24 protein-coding genes are annotated in these 17677 nt (G+C 37.8%); 12 read left to right on the plus strand and 12 right to left on the minus strand.

Features of this window, described 5'->3' with window-relative positions:
- Window positions 1-2: 2 nt before the first annotated feature.
- Window positions 3-815, plus strand: coding sequence for a DnaD domain protein (locus AC1Q6O_RS08305; RefSeq protein WP_089984704.1), 813 nt, complete (start codon window positions 3-5; stop codon window positions 813-815).
- Window positions 816-820: 5 nt separating this feature from the next.
- Here the strand turns inward: AC1Q6O_RS08305 and AC1Q6O_RS08310 are convergent, their stop codons facing one another.
- Entirely contained in the window at window positions 821-1729 is a 909-nt protein-coding gene (locus tag AC1Q6O_RS08310; RefSeq protein ID WP_239355054.1) for a phosphotransferase family protein, read from the minus strand.
- Window positions 1730-2117: 388 nt separating this feature from the next.
- Here AC1Q6O_RS08310 and AC1Q6O_RS08315 point away from each other — a divergent pair, with 388 nt between their 5' ends.
- Both AC1Q6O_RS08315 and AC1Q6O_RS08320 read left to right on the plus strand, forming a co-directional pair.
- Window positions 2118-2897 carry an N-acetylmuramoyl-L-alanine amidase gene (locus tag AC1Q6O_RS08315; RefSeq protein WP_008179735.1) on the plus strand — a complete coding sequence of 260 codons (780 nt, stop codon included), beginning with the start codon at window positions 2118-2120 and terminating at the stop codon, window positions 2895-2897.
- 109 nt (window positions 2898-3006) lie between these two features.
- Entirely contained in the window at window positions 3007-3291 is a 285-nt protein-coding gene (locus AC1Q6O_RS08320; RefSeq protein WP_008179733.1) for a hypothetical protein, read from the plus strand.
- Between the two features lie 42 nt (window positions 3292-3333).
- Here AC1Q6O_RS08320 and AC1Q6O_RS08325 read toward each other — a convergent pair whose 3' ends face one another.
- From AC1Q6O_RS08325 to AC1Q6O_RS08335, 3 genes are all read right to left on the minus strand, one after another.
- The gene (locus tag AC1Q6O_RS08325; protein ID WP_089984699.1) at window positions 3334-3936 is read right to left on the minus strand and encodes a copper amine oxidase N-terminal domain-containing protein; all 603 of its coding nucleotides are present in this window, start codon (window positions 3934-3936) and stop codon (window positions 3334-3336) included.
- Between the two features lie 292 nt (window positions 3937-4228).
- The gene (locus AC1Q6O_RS08330) at window positions 4229-4936 is read right to left on the minus strand and encodes a DNA alkylation repair protein (protein ID WP_008175150.1); all 708 of its coding nucleotides are present in this window, start codon (window positions 4934-4936) and stop codon (window positions 4229-4231) included.
- 163 nt (window positions 4937-5099) lie between these two features.
- Window positions 5100-5720 carry a hypothetical protein gene (locus AC1Q6O_RS08335; RefSeq protein ID WP_008175149.1) on the minus strand — a complete coding sequence of 207 codons (621 nt, stop codon included), beginning with the start codon at window positions 5718-5720 and terminating at the stop codon, window positions 5100-5102.
- Window positions 5721-5990: 270 nt separating this feature from the next.
- On the opposite strand from AC1Q6O_RS08335, the gene AC1Q6O_RS08340 reads away from it, so the two are divergent.
- The 4 genes from AC1Q6O_RS08340 to AC1Q6O_RS08355 all read left to right on the plus strand — a co-directional run bounded on the left by AC1Q6O_RS08340 (window position 5991) and on the right by AC1Q6O_RS08355 (window position 7746).
- Window positions 5991-6275 carry a KGG domain-containing protein gene (locus AC1Q6O_RS08340; RefSeq protein ID WP_008175147.1) on the plus strand — a complete coding sequence of 95 codons (285 nt, stop codon included), beginning with the start codon at window positions 5991-5993 and terminating at the stop codon, window positions 6273-6275.
- 191 nt (window positions 6276-6466) lie between these two features.
- Window positions 6467-7024 carry an integrase gene (locus AC1Q6O_RS08345; RefSeq protein ID WP_239355056.1) on the plus strand — a complete coding sequence of 186 codons (558 nt, stop codon included), beginning with the start codon at window positions 6467-6469 and terminating at the stop codon, window positions 7022-7024.
- Between the two features lie 72 nt (window positions 7025-7096).
- Window positions 7097-7279: a hypothetical protein gene (locus tag AC1Q6O_RS08350; protein ID WP_230584799.1), complete on the plus strand. Its 183-nt coding sequence runs from the start codon at window positions 7097-7099 to the stop codon at window positions 7277-7279.
- 248 nt (window positions 7280-7527) lie between these two features.
- Complete coding sequence (locus AC1Q6O_RS08355) at window positions 7528-7746, plus strand: hypothetical protein (RefSeq protein WP_043989883.1); 219 nt, start codon at window positions 7528-7530, stop codon at window positions 7744-7746.
- 69 nt (window positions 7747-7815) lie between these two features.
- Here the strand turns inward: AC1Q6O_RS08355 and AC1Q6O_RS08360 are convergent, their stop codons facing one another.
- Window positions 7816-8313 carry a DUF2798 domain-containing protein gene (locus AC1Q6O_RS08360; protein WP_089984697.1) on the minus strand — a complete coding sequence of 166 codons (498 nt, stop codon included), beginning with the start codon at window positions 8311-8313 and terminating at the stop codon, window positions 7816-7818.
- 416 nt (window positions 8314-8729) lie between these two features.
- Between AC1Q6O_RS08360 and AC1Q6O_RS08365 the strand changes: the two genes are divergently transcribed.
- From AC1Q6O_RS08365 to AC1Q6O_RS08375, 3 genes are all read left to right on the plus strand, one after another.
- Window positions 8730-9767 (plus strand): threonine aldolase family protein, encoded by a 1038-nt coding sequence (locus AC1Q6O_RS08365; RefSeq protein ID WP_043989882.1) that lies wholly within the window; start codon window positions 8730-8732, stop codon window positions 9765-9767.
- A 94-nt stretch (window positions 9768-9861) separates the two neighbouring features.
- The gene (locus tag AC1Q6O_RS08370; protein WP_346038083.1) at window positions 9862-10410 is read left to right on the plus strand and encodes a DUF1697 domain-containing protein; all 549 of its coding nucleotides are present in this window, start codon (window positions 9862-9864) and stop codon (window positions 10408-10410) included.
- Window positions 10400-10606: a hypothetical protein gene (locus AC1Q6O_RS08375; RefSeq protein ID WP_171364765.1), complete on the plus strand. Its 207-nt coding sequence runs from the start codon at window positions 10400-10402 to the stop codon at window positions 10604-10606. Before AC1Q6O_RS08370 ends, AC1Q6O_RS08375 begins: the two co-directional genes overlap by 11 nt.
- 306 nt (window positions 10607-10912) lie before the next feature.
- Here AC1Q6O_RS08375 and AC1Q6O_RS08380 read toward each other — a convergent pair whose 3' ends face one another.
- The gene (locus tag AC1Q6O_RS08380) at window positions 10913-11113 is read right to left on the minus strand and encodes a hypothetical protein (protein WP_008175136.1); all 201 of its coding nucleotides are present in this window, start codon (window positions 11111-11113) and stop codon (window positions 10913-10915) included.
- Window positions 11114-11277: 164 nt separating this feature from the next.
- Between AC1Q6O_RS08380 and AC1Q6O_RS08385 the strand changes: the two genes are divergently transcribed.
- Entirely contained in the window at window positions 11278-12081 is an 804-nt protein-coding gene (locus AC1Q6O_RS08385; protein WP_008175135.1) for an SDR family NAD(P)-dependent oxidoreductase, read from the plus strand.
- Window positions 12082-12147: 66 nt separating this feature from the next.
- On the opposite strand, the gene AC1Q6O_RS08390 is transcribed toward AC1Q6O_RS08385, so the two are convergent.
- From AC1Q6O_RS08390 to AC1Q6O_RS08400, 3 genes are all read right to left on the minus strand, one after another.
- The gene (locus tag AC1Q6O_RS08390) at window positions 12148-12651 is read right to left on the minus strand and encodes a DinB family protein (protein WP_107921908.1); all 504 of its coding nucleotides are present in this window, start codon (window positions 12649-12651) and stop codon (window positions 12148-12150) included.
- A gap of 406 nt (window positions 12652-13057) precedes the next feature.
- Window positions 13058-13930, minus strand: coding sequence for a DMT family transporter (locus AC1Q6O_RS08395; RefSeq protein WP_008175131.1), 873 nt, complete (start codon window positions 13928-13930; stop codon window positions 13058-13060).
- Between the two features lie 540 nt (window positions 13931-14470).
- A complete protein-coding gene (locus AC1Q6O_RS08400) occupies window positions 14471-15430 on the minus strand; it encodes a bile acid:sodium symporter family protein (RefSeq protein ID WP_492401045.1) in 960 nt (319 codons plus the stop codon).
- A 337-nt stretch (window positions 15431-15767) separates the two neighbouring features.
- On the opposite strand from AC1Q6O_RS08400, the gene AC1Q6O_RS08405 reads away from it, so the two are divergent.
- A complete protein-coding gene (locus tag AC1Q6O_RS08405) occupies window positions 15768-16196 on the plus strand; it encodes a HEAT repeat domain-containing protein (RefSeq protein WP_008175129.1) in 429 nt (142 codons plus the stop codon).
- An 81-nt stretch (window positions 16197-16277) separates the two neighbouring features.
- On the opposite strand, the gene AC1Q6O_RS08410 is transcribed toward AC1Q6O_RS08405, so the two are convergent.
- From AC1Q6O_RS08410 to AC1Q6O_RS08420, 3 genes are all read right to left on the minus strand, one after another.
- The gene (locus tag AC1Q6O_RS08410) at window positions 16278-16508 is read right to left on the minus strand and encodes a hypothetical protein (RefSeq protein WP_043989880.1); all 231 of its coding nucleotides are present in this window, start codon (window positions 16506-16508) and stop codon (window positions 16278-16280) included.
- Window positions 16509-16741: 233 nt separating this feature from the next.
- Window positions 16742-17371, minus strand: coding sequence for a LysE family translocator (locus tag AC1Q6O_RS08415; RefSeq protein ID WP_008175125.1), 630 nt, complete (start codon window positions 17369-17371; stop codon window positions 16742-16744).
- A gap of 113 nt (window positions 17372-17484) precedes the next feature.
- On the minus strand, window positions 17485-17676 hold the full coding sequence (locus AC1Q6O_RS08420) for a hypothetical protein (RefSeq protein ID WP_008175124.1): 192 nt from the start codon (window positions 17674-17676) through the stop codon (window positions 17485-17487).
- Between the last annotated feature and the right edge of the window lies 1 nt (window position 17677).

Consider the following 17677-nt stretch of genomic DNA (forward strand, 5'->3'; position numbering starts at 1 on the left):
CTATGATCTACAGAGTAGTAAAGAACGAAAATTTTGTCGTATTGGACAAGGGCTTTTTAAATGATGATCAATTAAGTTGGAAGGCAAAGGGTTTACTTGCCTATATGCTGTCATTACCAGATGATTGGGATTTTTGTCTGACTGATTTAGCGACACGTAGTAAATGCGGACGTGAAGCAACTGCTAGCATTATCAATGAACTGATTTTGGCAGGTTATCTTCAAAAGGTGCAGGAGCGAACAAAGGATGGGAAATTCAGCAAGGTGGAATTTGTCGTTTTTGAAGTATCAAAACGTGCTGCCCGTCCGTCAACGGGTTATCCGTCAACGGACGCACCACAAACGGAAAAGCCCACACAACTAAATAATAAATTACTAAATAACCAATTACTAAAAAATAAAGATGATGATCAACAATCACATACAGCCGACTACTTTTACGAACAACAAGGCTTTGGCTCACTGTCGGCGTATATAACGGCAAAAATTCATTCCTGGCTTACCATTTTTTCAGAGGAAATCGTCATTCATGCGATGAAGCTAGCTGTAGAACACAATGTATTGCGCTGGCGGTATGTTGAGAAGATATTGCGAAATTGGCATCATAAACAACTAAAGACCATGGCAGATATTGCTTCAGATCAAAGGCGCTTTCAGGCCAAGAAGATAAAAGTGACGGACATTCCAGCCAATAGACGTCAAGAGATTATTCCGCAGTGGTTTCATCATCGTCATGAAGAGGAACGGCCACAGCAGCCAACCATTAATTTTGAAGCAGAACGACAAAAAATATTAGCGCTGCTCGAAAGTGGTTAAACGTCCTAATTTTCGGCATACCATAAAGGCTTCACAGATGAAAAGTAAGCATGATCCTCCAAAATTAGCTGAATTCTGGCTAATGCATCGTCAAACGATTGCGGATCATATTGGCGTGTCCAAGCAATAGTTGCAATGACATTCATCGCGGCATATAAGGCATAAAGGCGCCAAAACTGATCATCTGGTGGCTGTGTGAAATACCCATTTATTTGCCCGACGCAATAGGGGACGCTATGCCGTCTACTAAACAGGGGTAGATTATAAAAATCATGATAGGGATCGCCGGCATCATAGCCATTGAAATCAATAACCCCATTGAAGCTGTTTTGGTGACAAATAATGTGACCAAGATGGTAATCATCATGAAGCAGCGTAATAGGACGTTGTCTTAATAGCGGCCAATGTTCTTCGATAAAGCTCAATAATTTAGCTTCTTGCGGAATTTGATAAGAATCCTGTTGATAGGATTGTAAATAATTGGTAAATTTCTCTTTTTGTAACGTCTCCCATTGGACAGTTTTTGGAGCTTTCACCTGATGAATTTTTCTTAATTCTTTCCCAGCCGCAAGACCGAGATGGAACTGCTCTGTGTCCGAAAGGTGAGGAATGATTTCATCCGCAGGGGTGCCTATTAAATAGCTCATAACCATCGTTGAAAGATCGTTGTCAGGGAGGACCATATATTCAATGGCCTTATGTGTTTGAACTCCCTGTAGCTCTAAGTCCTGCAGCAAAGTAAACTCAATCCACCTTTTGTCGTGGTGTGCGAGATCGGATAGCCGTACAAAATAAGGTGTATCATCAACTGTTACAACATATTTGGTATCAGAGGAATAACCTTTGTCGATTTTATTAATAGCAGTGTAACCTTGTAAGCTAGTTAATCGATTCATGATATTTTCTACAACCATTTTATCTCTCTCCTTCCATCAGTTTAGAAGATACAAAATACTATATGGAGCTGTCCTTTGTCAATGTACCTGTTGAAGTGAAATGATCATTTATTCATCATTTTAAATAATAGTCATGAGCACAACTAACTAGAAAAAATGGTGTAGCTTGCATTTACTAGAATAAGTGAATGTTATTCTCTTCAATCATTCACGGTCATTAGCTTGACATGTGTAGCAGCAAAAAAGGTGAAATAGAGCAGTCACCCATTCAGCCCCATCAGTCAACCATGGCAAATAGTTAGAATATCGCACTATAACTAGTTGTTGATTCTCCCCTAAAATCGACATAACTAATGAATAACATGGTTGTCATTCGCAAAAAAATGATAGGAAAGGGTGGTGCATAATGAGTTATGTTATTGAAATGCAAATAATGTCAGGTTTACCGAATCAGCCGCTCACCGCCATCAAATACGTGGTAGCACATGAATCAGGTAACAGCACAAACACAGGTCCAAACGCATTAGAAAATGAAATTGCCTATATGAATAGAAATAAAGCCAATGCCTTCGTTTCTCACTGGGTAGGAGGAGGTGGACGCATTGTGCAAATAGCACCCGTTAACCGCGTCCAATATGGTTGTGGACCAAAAGGGAATCCGTATAGCTATGCTCAAGTAGAGCTAGCGCGGACTTCCGATAAGGAACAATTTAAAAAGGATTATGCGGCTTATATTTGGTTATTGCGCAAAATGGCTATAGAAGCAGGGGTACCAACTATTTTAGATGGTACTGGCAACGGCATTAAATCCCATCGATGGATTGCCGATAATTTGGGCGGCACCACACACAAAGATCCGTTTGCCTATTTAATGAGTATGGGTGTTACCGAAGCACAGTTCCAACAAGATATAAAAAATGGCCTGGAGGAGGAGTTAACCGTGTCACAATATAATGAGTTGAAGCAGGAAATAGAGGCTTTAAAAAGCTTATTAGCTACTAAAGCCAGTTTACAATCCGACCGAGAAGTAGGCGCATCTTACAAAGAAGCATGGGATTGGGCCATTCAAGAAGGTATTATCCGAGGAGATGGTAGTAAAAATATGAATCCAGCAGGCGTTCTCACGCGGGAGCAAATGGCTACTATGCTCAAACGATATTACGATAAATTTGTCGATAATAAATAACTATGCTATAATATAGAAAGGATAAAGTTCGTTGAAACAGCGTGCTTTATCTTTTTTTTAGATTTTTAGAACTTTTGTCGAAATAAATAGAAGAGAGGCGGGGGTTAGGATGTTAACAAAAATAAGAAAAGTAAAATTTGAGCAGGAACGAAAAAATCCGTTATATAACGTAGTCATGGAGTGTCCAGAGGGAAAGCAATTATATGTCAAATTTGATTATACTTATAAGACTAAAAACTTCTGGCCATTAGAAGTAAATTATAATAAGAAAAATTATGGTGCTAAACTGGCATGGTATACAAATGAAGTAGAAAATATGACAGTTGCTGCATTTTTAGAGAAAATTGCTAATAAAATTAATAAAAAATATCAGTTCGAGTTAAATCAACACTAAAAAAGCAGCATCCTTCAGGGGAAGCTGCTTTTTGCTTGTCCATTATTTTGTTGTAATATAGACCGTTAATTTGGCTTCATCAAATGTTACCTCTGCGCCAAGAGCTTGACTTACAAAACGTAAAGGTACCATTGTTGTTCCTTGATAAACTTCAGCAGGGTGACTAAGGTTAATGGTAGATGTCGTTCCATTTGCATCTACATAAGCAGTTTTGTTACCTACGCCGATGACAATTTTCTTGCTGTCCTTCGTCGCAGTTACTTTTTTAGTAGCACTATCATAAGAAACTGTTGCACCAAGTGCTTCAAAAATCGGTTTCATCGGTACCAATGTTGTGCCATTTTTCATGTAGGCGCTTGGCGTATAGCTTTGTTTTACATTATTCAAATAAACGGCTACTTTTGTCAATGCCGGTGCTTGTATTGCTGTTGTCGGCTGCGTATAGTTGCTTTGACCACCTGAGGAAGAACCACCGCCGCTATTCCCATTATGATAATGATAGCCTGTACAAAGACCTTTTGCCTTTGACTTATCAGAACAATTATGCCCACCATTGCTATCGAGACGCCCTGGATGCGCATCAGCAATCGAGGTAGTAGTGAAGAATAGTGTAACCATCGCTAAAAACAAGACCAGTTTTTTCATATGTATCCTCCTATTATCAAAATATGTAATTATTATACTATATAAAAGTAAAATTTGGAATGTTTTTATAGTAAATTAGTATTAAAAAACAACACAAAATGGAAGGTGCTAACAGATCAATTATTAGTGCCAACTTGATTTAAACAAAGTTAGTTCATTTTAACTTCTCTATTTTTTGTAAGAGGCGATGGAGGACAGCGGTAAAGATTCTAAAATAAATTTATCCATAATCCATTTTTTTATTTAAAAAAGCACTCATCCATATTGGATCAATGCCTTTTAGTATGATTCATTAACATCTTACATATTTCCGTTTAAAACCAAGCTTCCCTCGATCGAGTTCCTTTTGAATGTTTTCATACGCATTCAATGTCGTGCTTTTTTTATTGTCACGCTTCATTTCCACAGGACCAACTGCCTGCGCTGTTGCCACTGCCTTTTCGTGAAGGGGTACATAGGAAATCGCGACTGTGTAAAGAAAATTATTCATCGCAGATTTTGTTCGTTCGGGTGCAGTATGAATCGTATTATTCACAACATCTAGCATCCTCGCTAATTTGCCCTCAGAAAACTCGCTATCTTTGCGATTTCCTAAAAGCCAGCAATAGCAGCTCCAGCCCGCTGACATTTTCAGTTCCTCACCACTTGCAATCCATGCATCTGCTACCTCTTGTGCAATAGGGGATTCCGCTAAAGTGACTGCCACTACATAATCAGATAGCATATAAAAATAGGCAGAATCCATCCATCGATCAAAATCAGCCGCCGTCATCGTTTTTGGATCTGCAATGATACCCGCAAAGTACATCGCATCATAGTTGCCAGTAGCATAAAGCTCATCTGCTAAAGCCTGATCGATTTTAATTTTTTTAGCAATCGGCTTCATCGCTCCAGTTGCCACGCCAAAAACCGGCTCATGTGCCCCATTCGACATATACATTTTCTTCGTACGTTCTTTGCCTAGCTTCTCCAGCTCCTGCATGACCATTTCTGCATTCATAGAAGCACTTCCTTTTTATCTAATTTCAACGCCATCCCTTATTATCCTATATGGAATGTCCTTTTGTCATGGTTGAACTAGTTTGTCTGGAGAAGGAGATGCTGCTTATGCTTTCCGCGCGATTAGAATAAAAAATACCCTATTCAAATATAGTTGAATGGATTTAAAGCCTATTCCAAATAAACATAAATTGTGCTGCATCCGCTTCAAGAGCTAGTTGGTGATACTCGGTCGATTCATCCTCAGAAATTAAGCGACCTTTTTGAACATTTAAAATGGCATGCTTAACAGAATCGGGATGTTCAACGGAATAGTGGGAATCCTTTAGAAGTGTCAGGGCAGATCGACATTTATGCTTATCAATGCGTTCATTTTTTCCTTTGAAATATAATTTTATAAGGTAGGGGATGTCATCGATGATTAAACCAAGTTCTGGGTTTGAACGCACGATTAAGTCACCACAAACCCAATTAGATTTACCTGGTTCAAACCACTGCACATTTTTGTTTTTAAAAAATTTTAAATAAGCTTTAATCGCTTCTTGATAATTTTTCTGCCGAGCAGGGAGGGCATTGTCTATAATATCGAGAAGGTAGGAGTCATTAAAATGATGCTCATGGTATTTTTTTAACCCCTCGCGTAACGCTTTCCAATAATCCTTAATTGGATGATAATCACCCTGATATTTAATATCTTTCACAAACTTCGTCTTGGCGGCACTTCCCTTCATTGTGAAGTCCGTAAATTGTGTTAAGCCAATAGATGGCTTTGTCAAAATCGTCATTTTCACATCACCCTTCCTTCAAAAAATTACAATGTTATAGATTAGTATTATATTGGAATGGCTAAATTTATATGCTTGCTCAAAGCCTGATGAGCGCTAGCATTGAGAGGTTCTACAACTATAGAAAAATCATTGTTTTGAAAAAGGATGTTTAGATAGGATAGAGCTGGGAATATAAATAGCGAGCTAGTCAATAGCTCAAAAAATAATTAGGAGGAATAGAAAATGGCTAACAAGCAAAACAATCGCAACAGAAACAACAATGAAAACATGACTGTCGAAGAAGCGGGACGTAAAGGCGGAGAAGCTACCTCCAAAAATCATGATCGTGATTTTTATGAAGAAATAGGACGTAAGGGCGGCGAGGCTACGTCTAAAAATCATGGACATGAATTTTATCAAGAGATTGGTCAAAAGGGTGGAAAAGCTACAGCTGACAACCACGGCGAGGAATTTTATGAAGAAATAGGTCGCAAAGGCGGCGAGGCTCGCAGCAAACAGCGTAGTACCAACACCAACAGTAACCAAAATCGCCGAAGTAACAATAATCGCTAATTTCGTTAAATAAAATAAAACCCTTCACACACGAGGCGTTTGTAGTTTTTACTACAAGCGCCTTTTTTTGTTGAGCATTTCCTCTATATGTACAGGATGAATTGGTTGAATTTATATGATTTGTAGTATATATTTAATCCGCTTCTATTATAGTTACATGAGAATGTTTGCAGAGGAAATGAGGACGGTTCATGACAAAACAACTTAAAGAGAAAGAACTATATGAAATCATCAACTCCGTTGTGCAGGCTGTTGGCATGACGATGACCATAAAGCTGGACCACTCAGGCGTAAATATGAGTTATAACTTTATTGGGGATTATGTGGGCTTTGATGCTGAACGTTTAATTGAGGCAAAGAATGAGTTGCAATATCCACCATCACTAGAAGTGTATGTAAAAACAATGACCTTACATGAACTGGGTCATGCGGTGGATCGTGAAGCATTACAATCCTCGCTTCCACGTACTATCGAAATTTTTACAATGAAAAAACAACATAGCTTACAGGAAATTTATCTTCATGAGCATCTGTTATCTATGTTGCTGGAAGAACATGACATGAATATTCAATTTGAGCAAACAGCATGGGAAAATGCTTGGGCTCTCAATTGTAAACATCACTTCGTATGTGATAAGGAATTTGATTATATAAAGCAGCATAGCCTAGCGACCTATAAAAAAATATATGAGCAAGATTTACAGGCATATCACCATCTTTTGAACCAGCCAGTACCTCAATTAGCATAGCTACAAATGATTATTTCATACCTTTCCAAGAATGAGATCAAACCAATTAGGGCAATGTAATACTACTTGGAGGTGATCATTTTGACAAAGGGCAAGCAATATAAACGTCAGTCAGAGTTGGCGGAATTAGCGACAGATTTAAGTCCAGATGATTTAGATGTGCGTGAAGATAATGCGTTAACAAAAGAACAAAAGAAAAATTCAAACGATACTCATTGTTCGAACGAATCATCATCACGTAAATCTCAATCATAATTCACACACCACAATCCATTCGATTGTGGTATTATTTTTGTCCGTCATTTCACCATAAATAGACGAAAGCCAGAGAAGTTGAACTAAATCGTCACATAAAATAATAGAGAGCCATTCATTCAGAATGGTTCCTAAAACGACCTTTCCTCTTAAGAGGTAATGGGGAATTTTACATATGTTAAGAACTATCATTTTTTTATCAACGCAATGTTATAATCTTTATAATGGAAGAGGGGGGTGTGGTAAAAATGGAATTTTTTATTATATTTATTGGCATCATCGTAGTCGTCAGCATCATCAGTAATGTTAGCAAAAAATCTAACGAATCCAATGAGCAAATACATGAACTACATTCAACAAACGATTTACATGGGCATCATGCACATACTACTATTCAGGAGAACCATCATTGTGCTGACAATAGTTCAACAACTCCTGATTCGTCATGCGGTCCTTCAGGGGACTGATCAATGAGTTGAATGGAAGAGCATTAAAAAAGCCTAATGATACACAAATATCATTAGGCAAATTCATATTTATAATTGATGTGCTTGAATGGACTGTCTTTGATGTAGTTTTTTCATCGCAAGTCGAGCAATAGGCTGTGCTAATAAAAGTTCAATCCAAAAGGCCACAGCAAAATTCCTTGGCCAAATGTGAAGAAATTGTTGAAAAGGCTCTAAGCTAATTTGCTTGGTGCCTACCCAAGGACCAATGATTGATAAAAAAATAGACAATACCGTTACATTTAATAATGTATCCAATAGCACGCGTGCATTGAACCCATCTGTTGGGCCTATTATAACAGGCATTATTTTTCCAACTAAGGGACCCGCAACAGCTCTCACTAATAAAATGACAATGACCCACATAATAGGAATAATTTTAAGTGTCTCCATATATACAGCTATACTAAAACCTCGCTCTAGCCCAACAATAATGGGTGCAATGGTATTGACAGAAATAACTGAAATAATCAATAAAAATAAAATACCCTCTTTTGCGTTTTGTGGTAGCCGATCTTCTTTGTACATACTTATCCTCTCCATTTTCAATATTTTCAGATGGCAGAGATTTGTGAAACAAGTCGGCTTGTACACTATGCGTGAGGGCAATATTTGATATAAATTCGCCCCATTACTGCGCATTGATACAATAAGTATACCAGTTAGTTTACAGTTAAACAAATAGAAATTATGAATAAAATGATGATATAGAGGTGGAATGAGCATAGCGAATATACAGCAATATGTTAAGCTGAGAGCGATTGTCCTGAACTACTTCTTATTATCTATGCCCGTAGTTTTTCCTTGTGGTTGAATGTGGATCAACTTTCTGTTAGCAGCCTTCAAAGCTAAATAATTCCTTCCGACTAACTAACCATAGATTATTACCATCATAAGGTTGTAAAATAAGGGATAGATACAGAGAGAATTTGGAGGGAAAAGATATGATACGATTTGAAAATGATTATGCAGAAGGTGCCCATCCGCAAATTTTGCAAAAATTAGTGGAAACCAATGAAGAGCAATCACCGGGTTATGGGATGGATGAGCATTCTGAAAAAGCTAGAGCGTATATCAAAAAAGCGATAGCGGCTGAGCAGGCAGACGTTCATTTTTTAGTTGGTGGCACGCAGACGAATACAACTGTAATCGCCTCCATCCTACGTCCTCATCAAGGCGTTATTGCTGCAACTACAGGCCATATTGCTGTCCATGAGACGGGGGCAATTGAAGCGACCGGTCATAAAGTGCTTACTTTGCCTAGTGATGATGGCAAACTAACAGCCGCACAGGTTAAAGCATGCTATGACGCACACTGGCAAGACAGCACACATGAACATATGGTACAGCCGGGCTTAGTGTACATATCTCATCCAACAGAAAATGGAACAACATATAGTAAAGCTGAATTAACCGCATTAAGTAAAGTTTGCAGGGATTGTGGATTGCCATTGTTTCTAGATGGCGCTCGTTTAGGCTATGGTTTAGTAGCACAGGATAATGATTTATCTTTAGCAGATATCGCTCAGCTTTGCGATGTATTTTATATAGGTGGTACAAAAATGGGGGCATTATTTGGCGAAGCGGTCGTAATCGTGAATCCTGCCTATCAACGAGATTTTCGCTATATGATCAAACAAAGAGGTGGGCTACTGGCAAAAGGTAGATTACTAGGTCTTCAGTTTGAAACATTATTGGAGAACCATCTTTATTTGGATATTGCCCAACATGCGGTAGAGATGGCCATGCTCATTCAACAGGCATTTATCAATAAAGGCTTTGCATTACGCTATGATTCGAAAACCAATCAGCAATTCCCGATTTTGCCGAATGATTTACTAAAGACATTAGGCGAAAAATATTCATTCTCCGTTTGGGAAACATTCGATGAAACACATACAGTTGTTCGCTTTTGTACAAGCTGGGCGACAAAAAAAGAAAATGTGGAGCGTTTAATAAAGGACATTGAGCGTTTAGCATAAGGATTAAACTGCACTTGGACTCCCAAGGTGCAGTTTTTTCCTATTATTCCATAATTATGGCTATAATGAGAGTAGAGAAAGGTGGGAGTGTAGGATGAACTACGTAGCATTACTAAGAGGGATTAATGTAGGTGGACATAATAAAATAAAAATGGCTGACTTAAGGGAAGCTCTTATACCGCTAGGATTGCAAAACATTCGTACCTATATTCAAAGTGGAAATATCCTTTTTGAATCGACCGAATTAGAGGAAGTTTTGCAGAAGCAAATTCATGAAACAATCCAAATGAATTTTGATATGACAAGTACAGTCATCATTAGAACCGCTGAGGAACTTCAGCATATCGTCGACAATTGCCCATTTTCTCAGCAAGACATCGCTGAAGCAAGTGCCACAGCAGTTGGGGAAAGCCTACATGTTGCCTTTTTACCTGCTACCCCAACAGAAGAAAATCGTCATAAGTACTTATCATATGAAAATGATCAAGAGCGTTGCGTCATCATTGGCAGAGAGGTTTATCTTTTATTTCACAAGAGCATCCGCAACGCCAAACTTAGCCAACAATTGCCCAAGCTCGAGATGCCCGCAACGGTTCGTAATTGGAAAACTATCCTGAAGCTTACGTCAATGTTTGAATCATGAAACGGGCTCAATTAAGTTATTTCATTTATCCAATTACCTACTTTATCGTAAGAACGATCAATCAATGGAGGAAACAAGCATCTATTACATGGGGCGAAAACGTGACAATGATGATAATTACGATGGTCATCATATATCTCTTTATTTTGCTGTGGAATTGGTCGAAAAAGCCGTACCAATGGGGGAAGAAAAATAATAAGGAAACATAAAAACGGGAGCAATTTTCACTTCTTTTGAAAGGATGCTCTCGTTTTATTTTTTTAGTTGTGTTAATAAATAAGTAAACGATCATATAAAAAAGCTGTAGCGAGGTTATTCGCTACAGCCAAGAATTGGTTGACCCTTTGAGGTTTTCCAATGTATTATAGCATAATTAATTATTTCTTGCATAGGAGGGGGAGGATTGAAGTGTTTGCATTGTCACACGCCATCAATCTTCCACCATTAACTATCTATCGAGGAGGCATATACCTCGTTATTTATCTTTCGCATACTCGCTATCTTACTTAAATTTCTCCGGCTTAGCTACTTTAATGGATGCAGCTTCCCCACATTTTGTGCAAAACGTTAAAATAAGTGGAGATCCAGTAGCCATAATTGAACCGAACGGCCGTATATTTCCTTCACTCGTGAAACTGCCAATTTGTCCTGAGGCAAAGGCATCGTTTCCACATGCTTTACAATTCATTTTATTATTTTCCATATAAACACCTCTTTATGTAATATATGTAAATATAACATAAAAAAAGATGGCGCAGGTAATCAATGAGCTAGTCTTTTTAGTTTAAAAATAAATAGTTTAATGTTAAACTATTCACCGAAAAGAAGGAGTGGGTTGCTCTTTTTTGTTATAAGGAGGAATTAAATATGAATCGTGTACAAAATAAAGTAGCATTAGTAACAGGTGGCGCATCAGGAATTGGTTTATCAGCAGCAACCTTATTAGCCAAGGAAGGCGCAAAAGTGGTTATTGCTGATTTCAATATAGAGGGTGCTCAAGAAGCAGCACATTCTTTAGTGAAAGAAGGTTACGAGGCTTCAGCGATTTTCCTTGATGCAGGGGATGCTTCTTCAATTGAAGCGGCAGTGAACTTCACGGTGGAACAATACGGTACATTAACCGTATTGTTTAACAATGTTGGTTTAACAAACTTGCAGAAGGATTTAGATGTTGTGAATATCGACTTAGATGAATGGGATCGTTTAGTCAATGTGAATTTAAAATCCATTTTACTTGGAAGTCGTTTTGCGATTCCACATATGCAAAAGGCAGGTGGGGGCTCCATAATTAACACAGCTTCCATGGCTGCATTCGCTAGTGACCAAATCCGAACAGCCTATGGTGCTACAAAGGCAGGAGTGGTAAATATGACTAAAAACATTGCCACTCAATATGGGAAAGATAAAATTCGCTGTAATGCGGTCGCACCAGGTCTCATTTTAACACCAGCAGCAAAAAATAATATGCCAGATGAAATGCTAGCGATCTATTCTAAATTTAATGCCCTACCATACCATGGTGAAGCAGATGATATCGGTCACGCAGTGGTATTTTTAGCCTCGGACGAATCAAAATTTATGACAGGTCAAACAATGCAAATTGAAGGTGGCCATTATTTAGCAAACCCAACCATTGCAGACACAAATAATTGGTTAGCTACTCTTAAATAAGCTCTCAAAAAAGAGGTTGTCCTTCAATGGGCAACCTCACTTTGAATGTTGTTTGTCTAGCTTCAATTACATTTTGGGGGTTTGCAACCCGAACTGTGCCCATTCCTCTTTGGCAGGACCGTAAATGCCTGGAACAGGTAAGCCGGCTTGTCGCATGAGCACAGTCATTTGTCCACGATGATGACTTTGATGTTGCAATAAAAATAATAAAAGAGAGCCGTTAGGGATGGATTGACCAATAAATTCAATCATTTCATTCATGGTCTGGTCTGTCCATTGTGTTTTTACTGCTTCAATAAAGGAATTACTCGCTTGATGATAACTATCTGCAATCAATTGAGCTGAAGTGGGAACAGGATAATCCTCTGCTGGTGCCTCGAAGGTTAGATCGGTATTGACGGAAATAATTCGAATAGCTGTGACAGTATGCCAAGCGATACGTCCTAAAGTCCAATGTTCAGCCGTTATTGCTTGATGAAGCGATTCATCGGTAAGCTGGTGGAGTAAATTTTGCGTAGCAGTAGCTTCAAATGTCCAAGATTGTAAAAAATGCTCTACTGTTTGAAACATAAAATAACCCTCCTAAAATGAAGTCTTCCACCTAATTATATAGTTTTTAAGGTTGAAACATTTTATTTTTTCATCTATTTTGTTCCCAATAGAAAAGCAAAATAAAGTACGGCATAAACAGAAAGTGCGGTGGAAGTAACGATATACATTGTCCATTCACCAATCGTCAGTTTTCTTTTCCATTTTGTTAATTTAAGATGTCTGCAATACACCATACTAGAAATAAGTATAACTAGAAATGATAGTTCCTTTATGGATTCTAAAAGGGTAATCAAATCATCAGCTCCTTTAAACTGTTGCAATATATGAGGCGAGCTGTAGGAACATGACTACACACAACGGCATAACCGCCAGTAGCTGGATTTAAAAAAGTGCGCCTCTATACAAGATAGAAACGCACATTCTTTTACTCTTCTCGAATGACCATAAATACACCGCTAAAAATGAAAAGCGAGCCCAACCAAAATGAAAGACCAATCGTCTCCCCTAAAAGGAGCCAGCCTAAAAATGTACCAACAACGGGCTGAAAGAAGAAAAATAAGCCCCCACTAGAAGCATTCATTAGTTGAAGCCCTTTATTCCACAATAAAAAACCACCAGCAGTTGAAACAATACCTAAATAGAGCAAGCCACCTGAAATTGTTGGCTGCACAACAATGGATAAATTCATCTCTTTTAACCTTGGAATGACAAATGGCGTCAATAGGATGACGGCAATGAAGGAAGAATAGGTTGTCACCACAATTTGAGAGTAATGACTTGGAACTTTTTTTACTAGAACAGACATCAATGCCCATGTTAAGGCAGCGAGCAATAAGTAGAGTCCACCTAATTGTTGGGTACTATCAATTCCGCCATGGCCTACAATGACACCGACACCAATCGTTGCTAGGATAATAGACAAGCATTTTTTTAAGGTTATGTCTTCCTTCAAAATGACACGTGCAAAGACAACCATAAAAGCAGGTGTTGTAGCCGTAATAATTGCACCCATTTGTGCAGTGGAAAGCATGGTACCTATTTCTTGAGTAACAATCGAAATCGTATTGCCTATGAGACCGACAAGAAAAATAAGGAGCCAATCCTTTTTGGCGATTTTCCAAGATTGTTTCGTTATAATGCCAATCAAACCAAGTGCCAAGACGGCAATTACATAACGAATCCAAACAAGCTCTAACGGTGGCACGACCTCCACCACAACTTTGACAACTACATACATAGCGCCCCAAATGCTCGCCGCAAGCGATAAAAAGAAGGCGCCGATTAGTTTATTTCTCATGTTTTTTCCTCCGTTTTCATAGTTACCTATGTCCTTAACGGAGAAAAAGTGCTTCTACCGTTAAGGAAGAAGAAGTGCTGGAACGTCCTGTTCAAATAATGGAGCATACATCATTTAGATCACACCATCCTATTCATATATTTTTATCAGTATAAAGGAAAAGTCTATAATTTCATAGAAGCTATTCCAATTGAGTAGCTACGCTAATTTCGAGCTGTTCTAAATAACGATACAATACTAAAAACAGACCCTATGAATCCACAAACGAAGAATATATAAGCTACCAGTAGGGACATAGCTTCCAAGTGATCGGTAAAGATTTTATAGGCTCCTACTAAAAATAATGCTAAGCCACTAATGAAACAAATGAAATTCCTATTTTTAACAGTCATAACATTCTCCCTAAACATTAGATTGGCGAATGAAGCTCGATACACGATAAAAAACAATAAAGGAGGAGTGGCATCAATAAAACTAAAATAGCTCCTATCCCATAAACAGAAATAACAGGGATCATGACTTTTTTCATGAAAACCCCACCTAATGTGAAACTTGATTGTCAGCCATCACAGCGGTTCTTTTTATCACCATTTTACTAAAGATTGAAGCAAGCACTTGTTGAAATAACATCCCAAACACGACAGGCATTGCTACTTTACCTGGGAAGTATGTTGTGGCCACAATGACCCCGACGGCAATATTTCTCATCCCTCCAGTATAGACAAAGGTAGCCATATGTGAATAGTCTTTTAGCAGATAACGACCAATGATATAGGCGAAAACATAGCCTGAAACAGCAAGCAGAAACACTAATAATATAACGAATAATAGGTGTAGATTAAAATCTTTCAAGTATGGGGCAATCGCACTGCTATTAATTAAAATAACGGCAAATAAACATAGCTTTGAAAAAGGCGCAAGCTTCTTTCCAATTTTTTTTGGTATTTCTCCCTTTGACCATTCATTTACCAATATACCTACAATCGTCGGTAAGACAATCATTAAGAGTAAGCTAAGTATAAGCGATAGAACGTCTAGTTCAATTTTTTCACCCGACACCAAGAAGAGAATGAAAGGGAGAATAAATGGAGAAAGTAGCGTATCGATTAAAATGATCGATAAGCCTAGCGGTAAGTTTCCTTTGCAAATATTGATCCAAATAACACTTGTAACGCCTGTTGGAAGTGCAACCGCTAAAACAAATCCGACCGTTAACAAATGGTCGTCAAAGATAACAGTAGATAAGAAATACGCCCATAACGGCATGAATAGGTGAAGAAAAATAATGGAGAAGATAATAAGTCCGGGATGCTTCACAAAGATTTTTACATCTTTAAATTTCATATGTAAGCTTCCTGAAAATGTCATGAATGCAAATAGCCATGATACGAGGAATAATAAGCTTTGTCCTATGCTTTCTAATAATACACCTAAAATTAAACTTAATGGTGTCAAGATCGCAATGTATTTTTGGAGAAATACATTTAATTTTTCTAACATCAAAAGACCTTCTTTTTCATCTGATTTTATAACTTTATGTTAATAATAACAAGAAGAATAGGGGGATAGGTAAATAAAAAAGCAGAAGGTCCGATAGCACTCGGTCAAATGAAAACGAGCGCTAATCCTTATTACAGAATCTCGCCCGATTAGGGGAGATGATTAGTATATTTCTTGTTTAACGATTGCACCCTATAATACGGTTCACCTTAATGTAGCTTTCTGTATGTGTCCTTACTAACGAATTATCGCTATTTTCACCAAGACAACGTATAATAAGTGAAGCAGAAGAAAAAGAAATCATTTTTCCTCTAGTTAAAAAAAGAGGTGCAATTATTTGAAACAGTTTGAAACAGCATTACCTGAGCAGTATGAAACATTAAAAAAACAGGCCAATTATACATCTAGCTGGCGAGAGCGTTTAGATGCAGTCGAAAAGTTATCGGCTTATCAACATGACAATATCATAGATTTATTAATAAATCGTATGCAGCATGATACTGTCTACAAGGTGCAGGTAGCAGCATATGAAGCACTTGCGGCGCTTGGCGAGGACGTAGAGAAGCCATCTCCTGCACGTTTTGATATTATCAAAGGAACAGATAAAATTTTCCTGCGTGTTAAAAAGAGCTTGCCGAAGGACCATACAGTGGCAGACTTTGCGGATAAACTAAAACGTATGCGTTTAGATGTCTTTGATGCGTATGAAGGCGACAAAGGTGAACAATTTATGAACTGGTTAGAGGAACGTTGGGCAAAACTGTAATCTGTAGTATTGCGATTTATGAAGGAAAGTCATTCTCTCCGCTTGTAGAGAGAATGGCTTTTTCTTATCTTACGCTGCGGTTCATCTAAAATGATTATGAAGACACCAAACAACAAGAAACATACTCACTATCCCCCAAGCAGTGGAACTCCATATCCACCAAATGACGGAATTAGCTTTTAACGAATTTTCCTCGTTTTCCCTATTTGCTTTTATAAAAGTGACCTTACTTTCCATCCCTTTTTTCATAGAAGTGAGAACTACAAATCCAATTATTATGAAACCAATAGTTATCCAAAGTAATAGGTCCAATTTTACACTCCCTTTGAAAATTTTTCTTAAAAGAATGTTCTTCAACAATCTAGCCTGATTGTAGAAGAAAAGATTCTGCCTATCAACACAGAATTTTTAAGTAAACTTTATAAATTTCAATTTTCTTGTCTCATGTGCATCATTTCTTTTGATATTTGTCTAAATTATAGTCGAACAGCCCCTTCAAAATGAAAGGAGCTGTTCGTGGGGGGGCATAGTTGTGAAATTCTGTATTAGTGTGGAGCTTTTGTTTGCAGTAATTGGAAGCCCATATAAATAAATAGTATTCCTGTCGCCTTATTTAGAAGGCGTCCAAACTTTTGATTGCCTCGTAATTTTGTCGTCATATACGAGGAGAAGTACGCAACAACTAAACACCAGACAAGTCCAGTTGCTGTAAAAGTAAGGCCTAAAAGGAGGAATGGAATGGGCCCAGATGCGTGAACATCAATAAATTGCGGGAGAAACGCAATGAAAAATAAGGAAACCTTTGGATTCGTCAAACTTGTAAATAGGCCCTGTATATAAATTTTTCTTAAGTTTAGTGTCCCTGTAGATGCCTCAAAATCGATCGTTGACTGATCGCGTATCATCTTTATCCCTAAATAAGCAAGGTATATAACACCCATTACCTTAATGATTGTAAATAATACAATTGATTTTGTCAGGATGAGTGATAGACCAAAAGAAACCAATAACGTATGAATTAGGGAGCCAGTAATAATTCCAAAAACAGAATATACACCCGCTCTTTTCCCTTGGGCAATACTTCGCCCAATAATATACATTGTGTCTGCACCAGGAACTAGATTTAATAAAATCCCTGTTAATAAAAACATTTCATAATTAATAATACCAAACATGTCAGCACCTCTTTCTCTCTATTTTAGGGTGCCCTTATTGATAATAAAGGAAATGACTTAAAAATAAAAGGATTTATTGATGTGAAAATTTACCTGAAAGTCTAACGGATTTATCAAATATTGACTTGTTTTTTATCAGTTTCCTTTGTGAAAGGAATCCGTACAATCCCGACGATCAATAAAATATTGCCTGTCCATCTTAACCATAAATAATAGGGATGATCCTTTAACAGAAACAGTGAGGTAAGGATAATAATCATCCCAATCCCAATGAGCAGCTTTATATAAACGGGTATTTTTGACATG

The sequence above is a fragment of the Lysinibacillus sp. GW823-FHT06C08 genome (genome assembly GCF_058795135.1).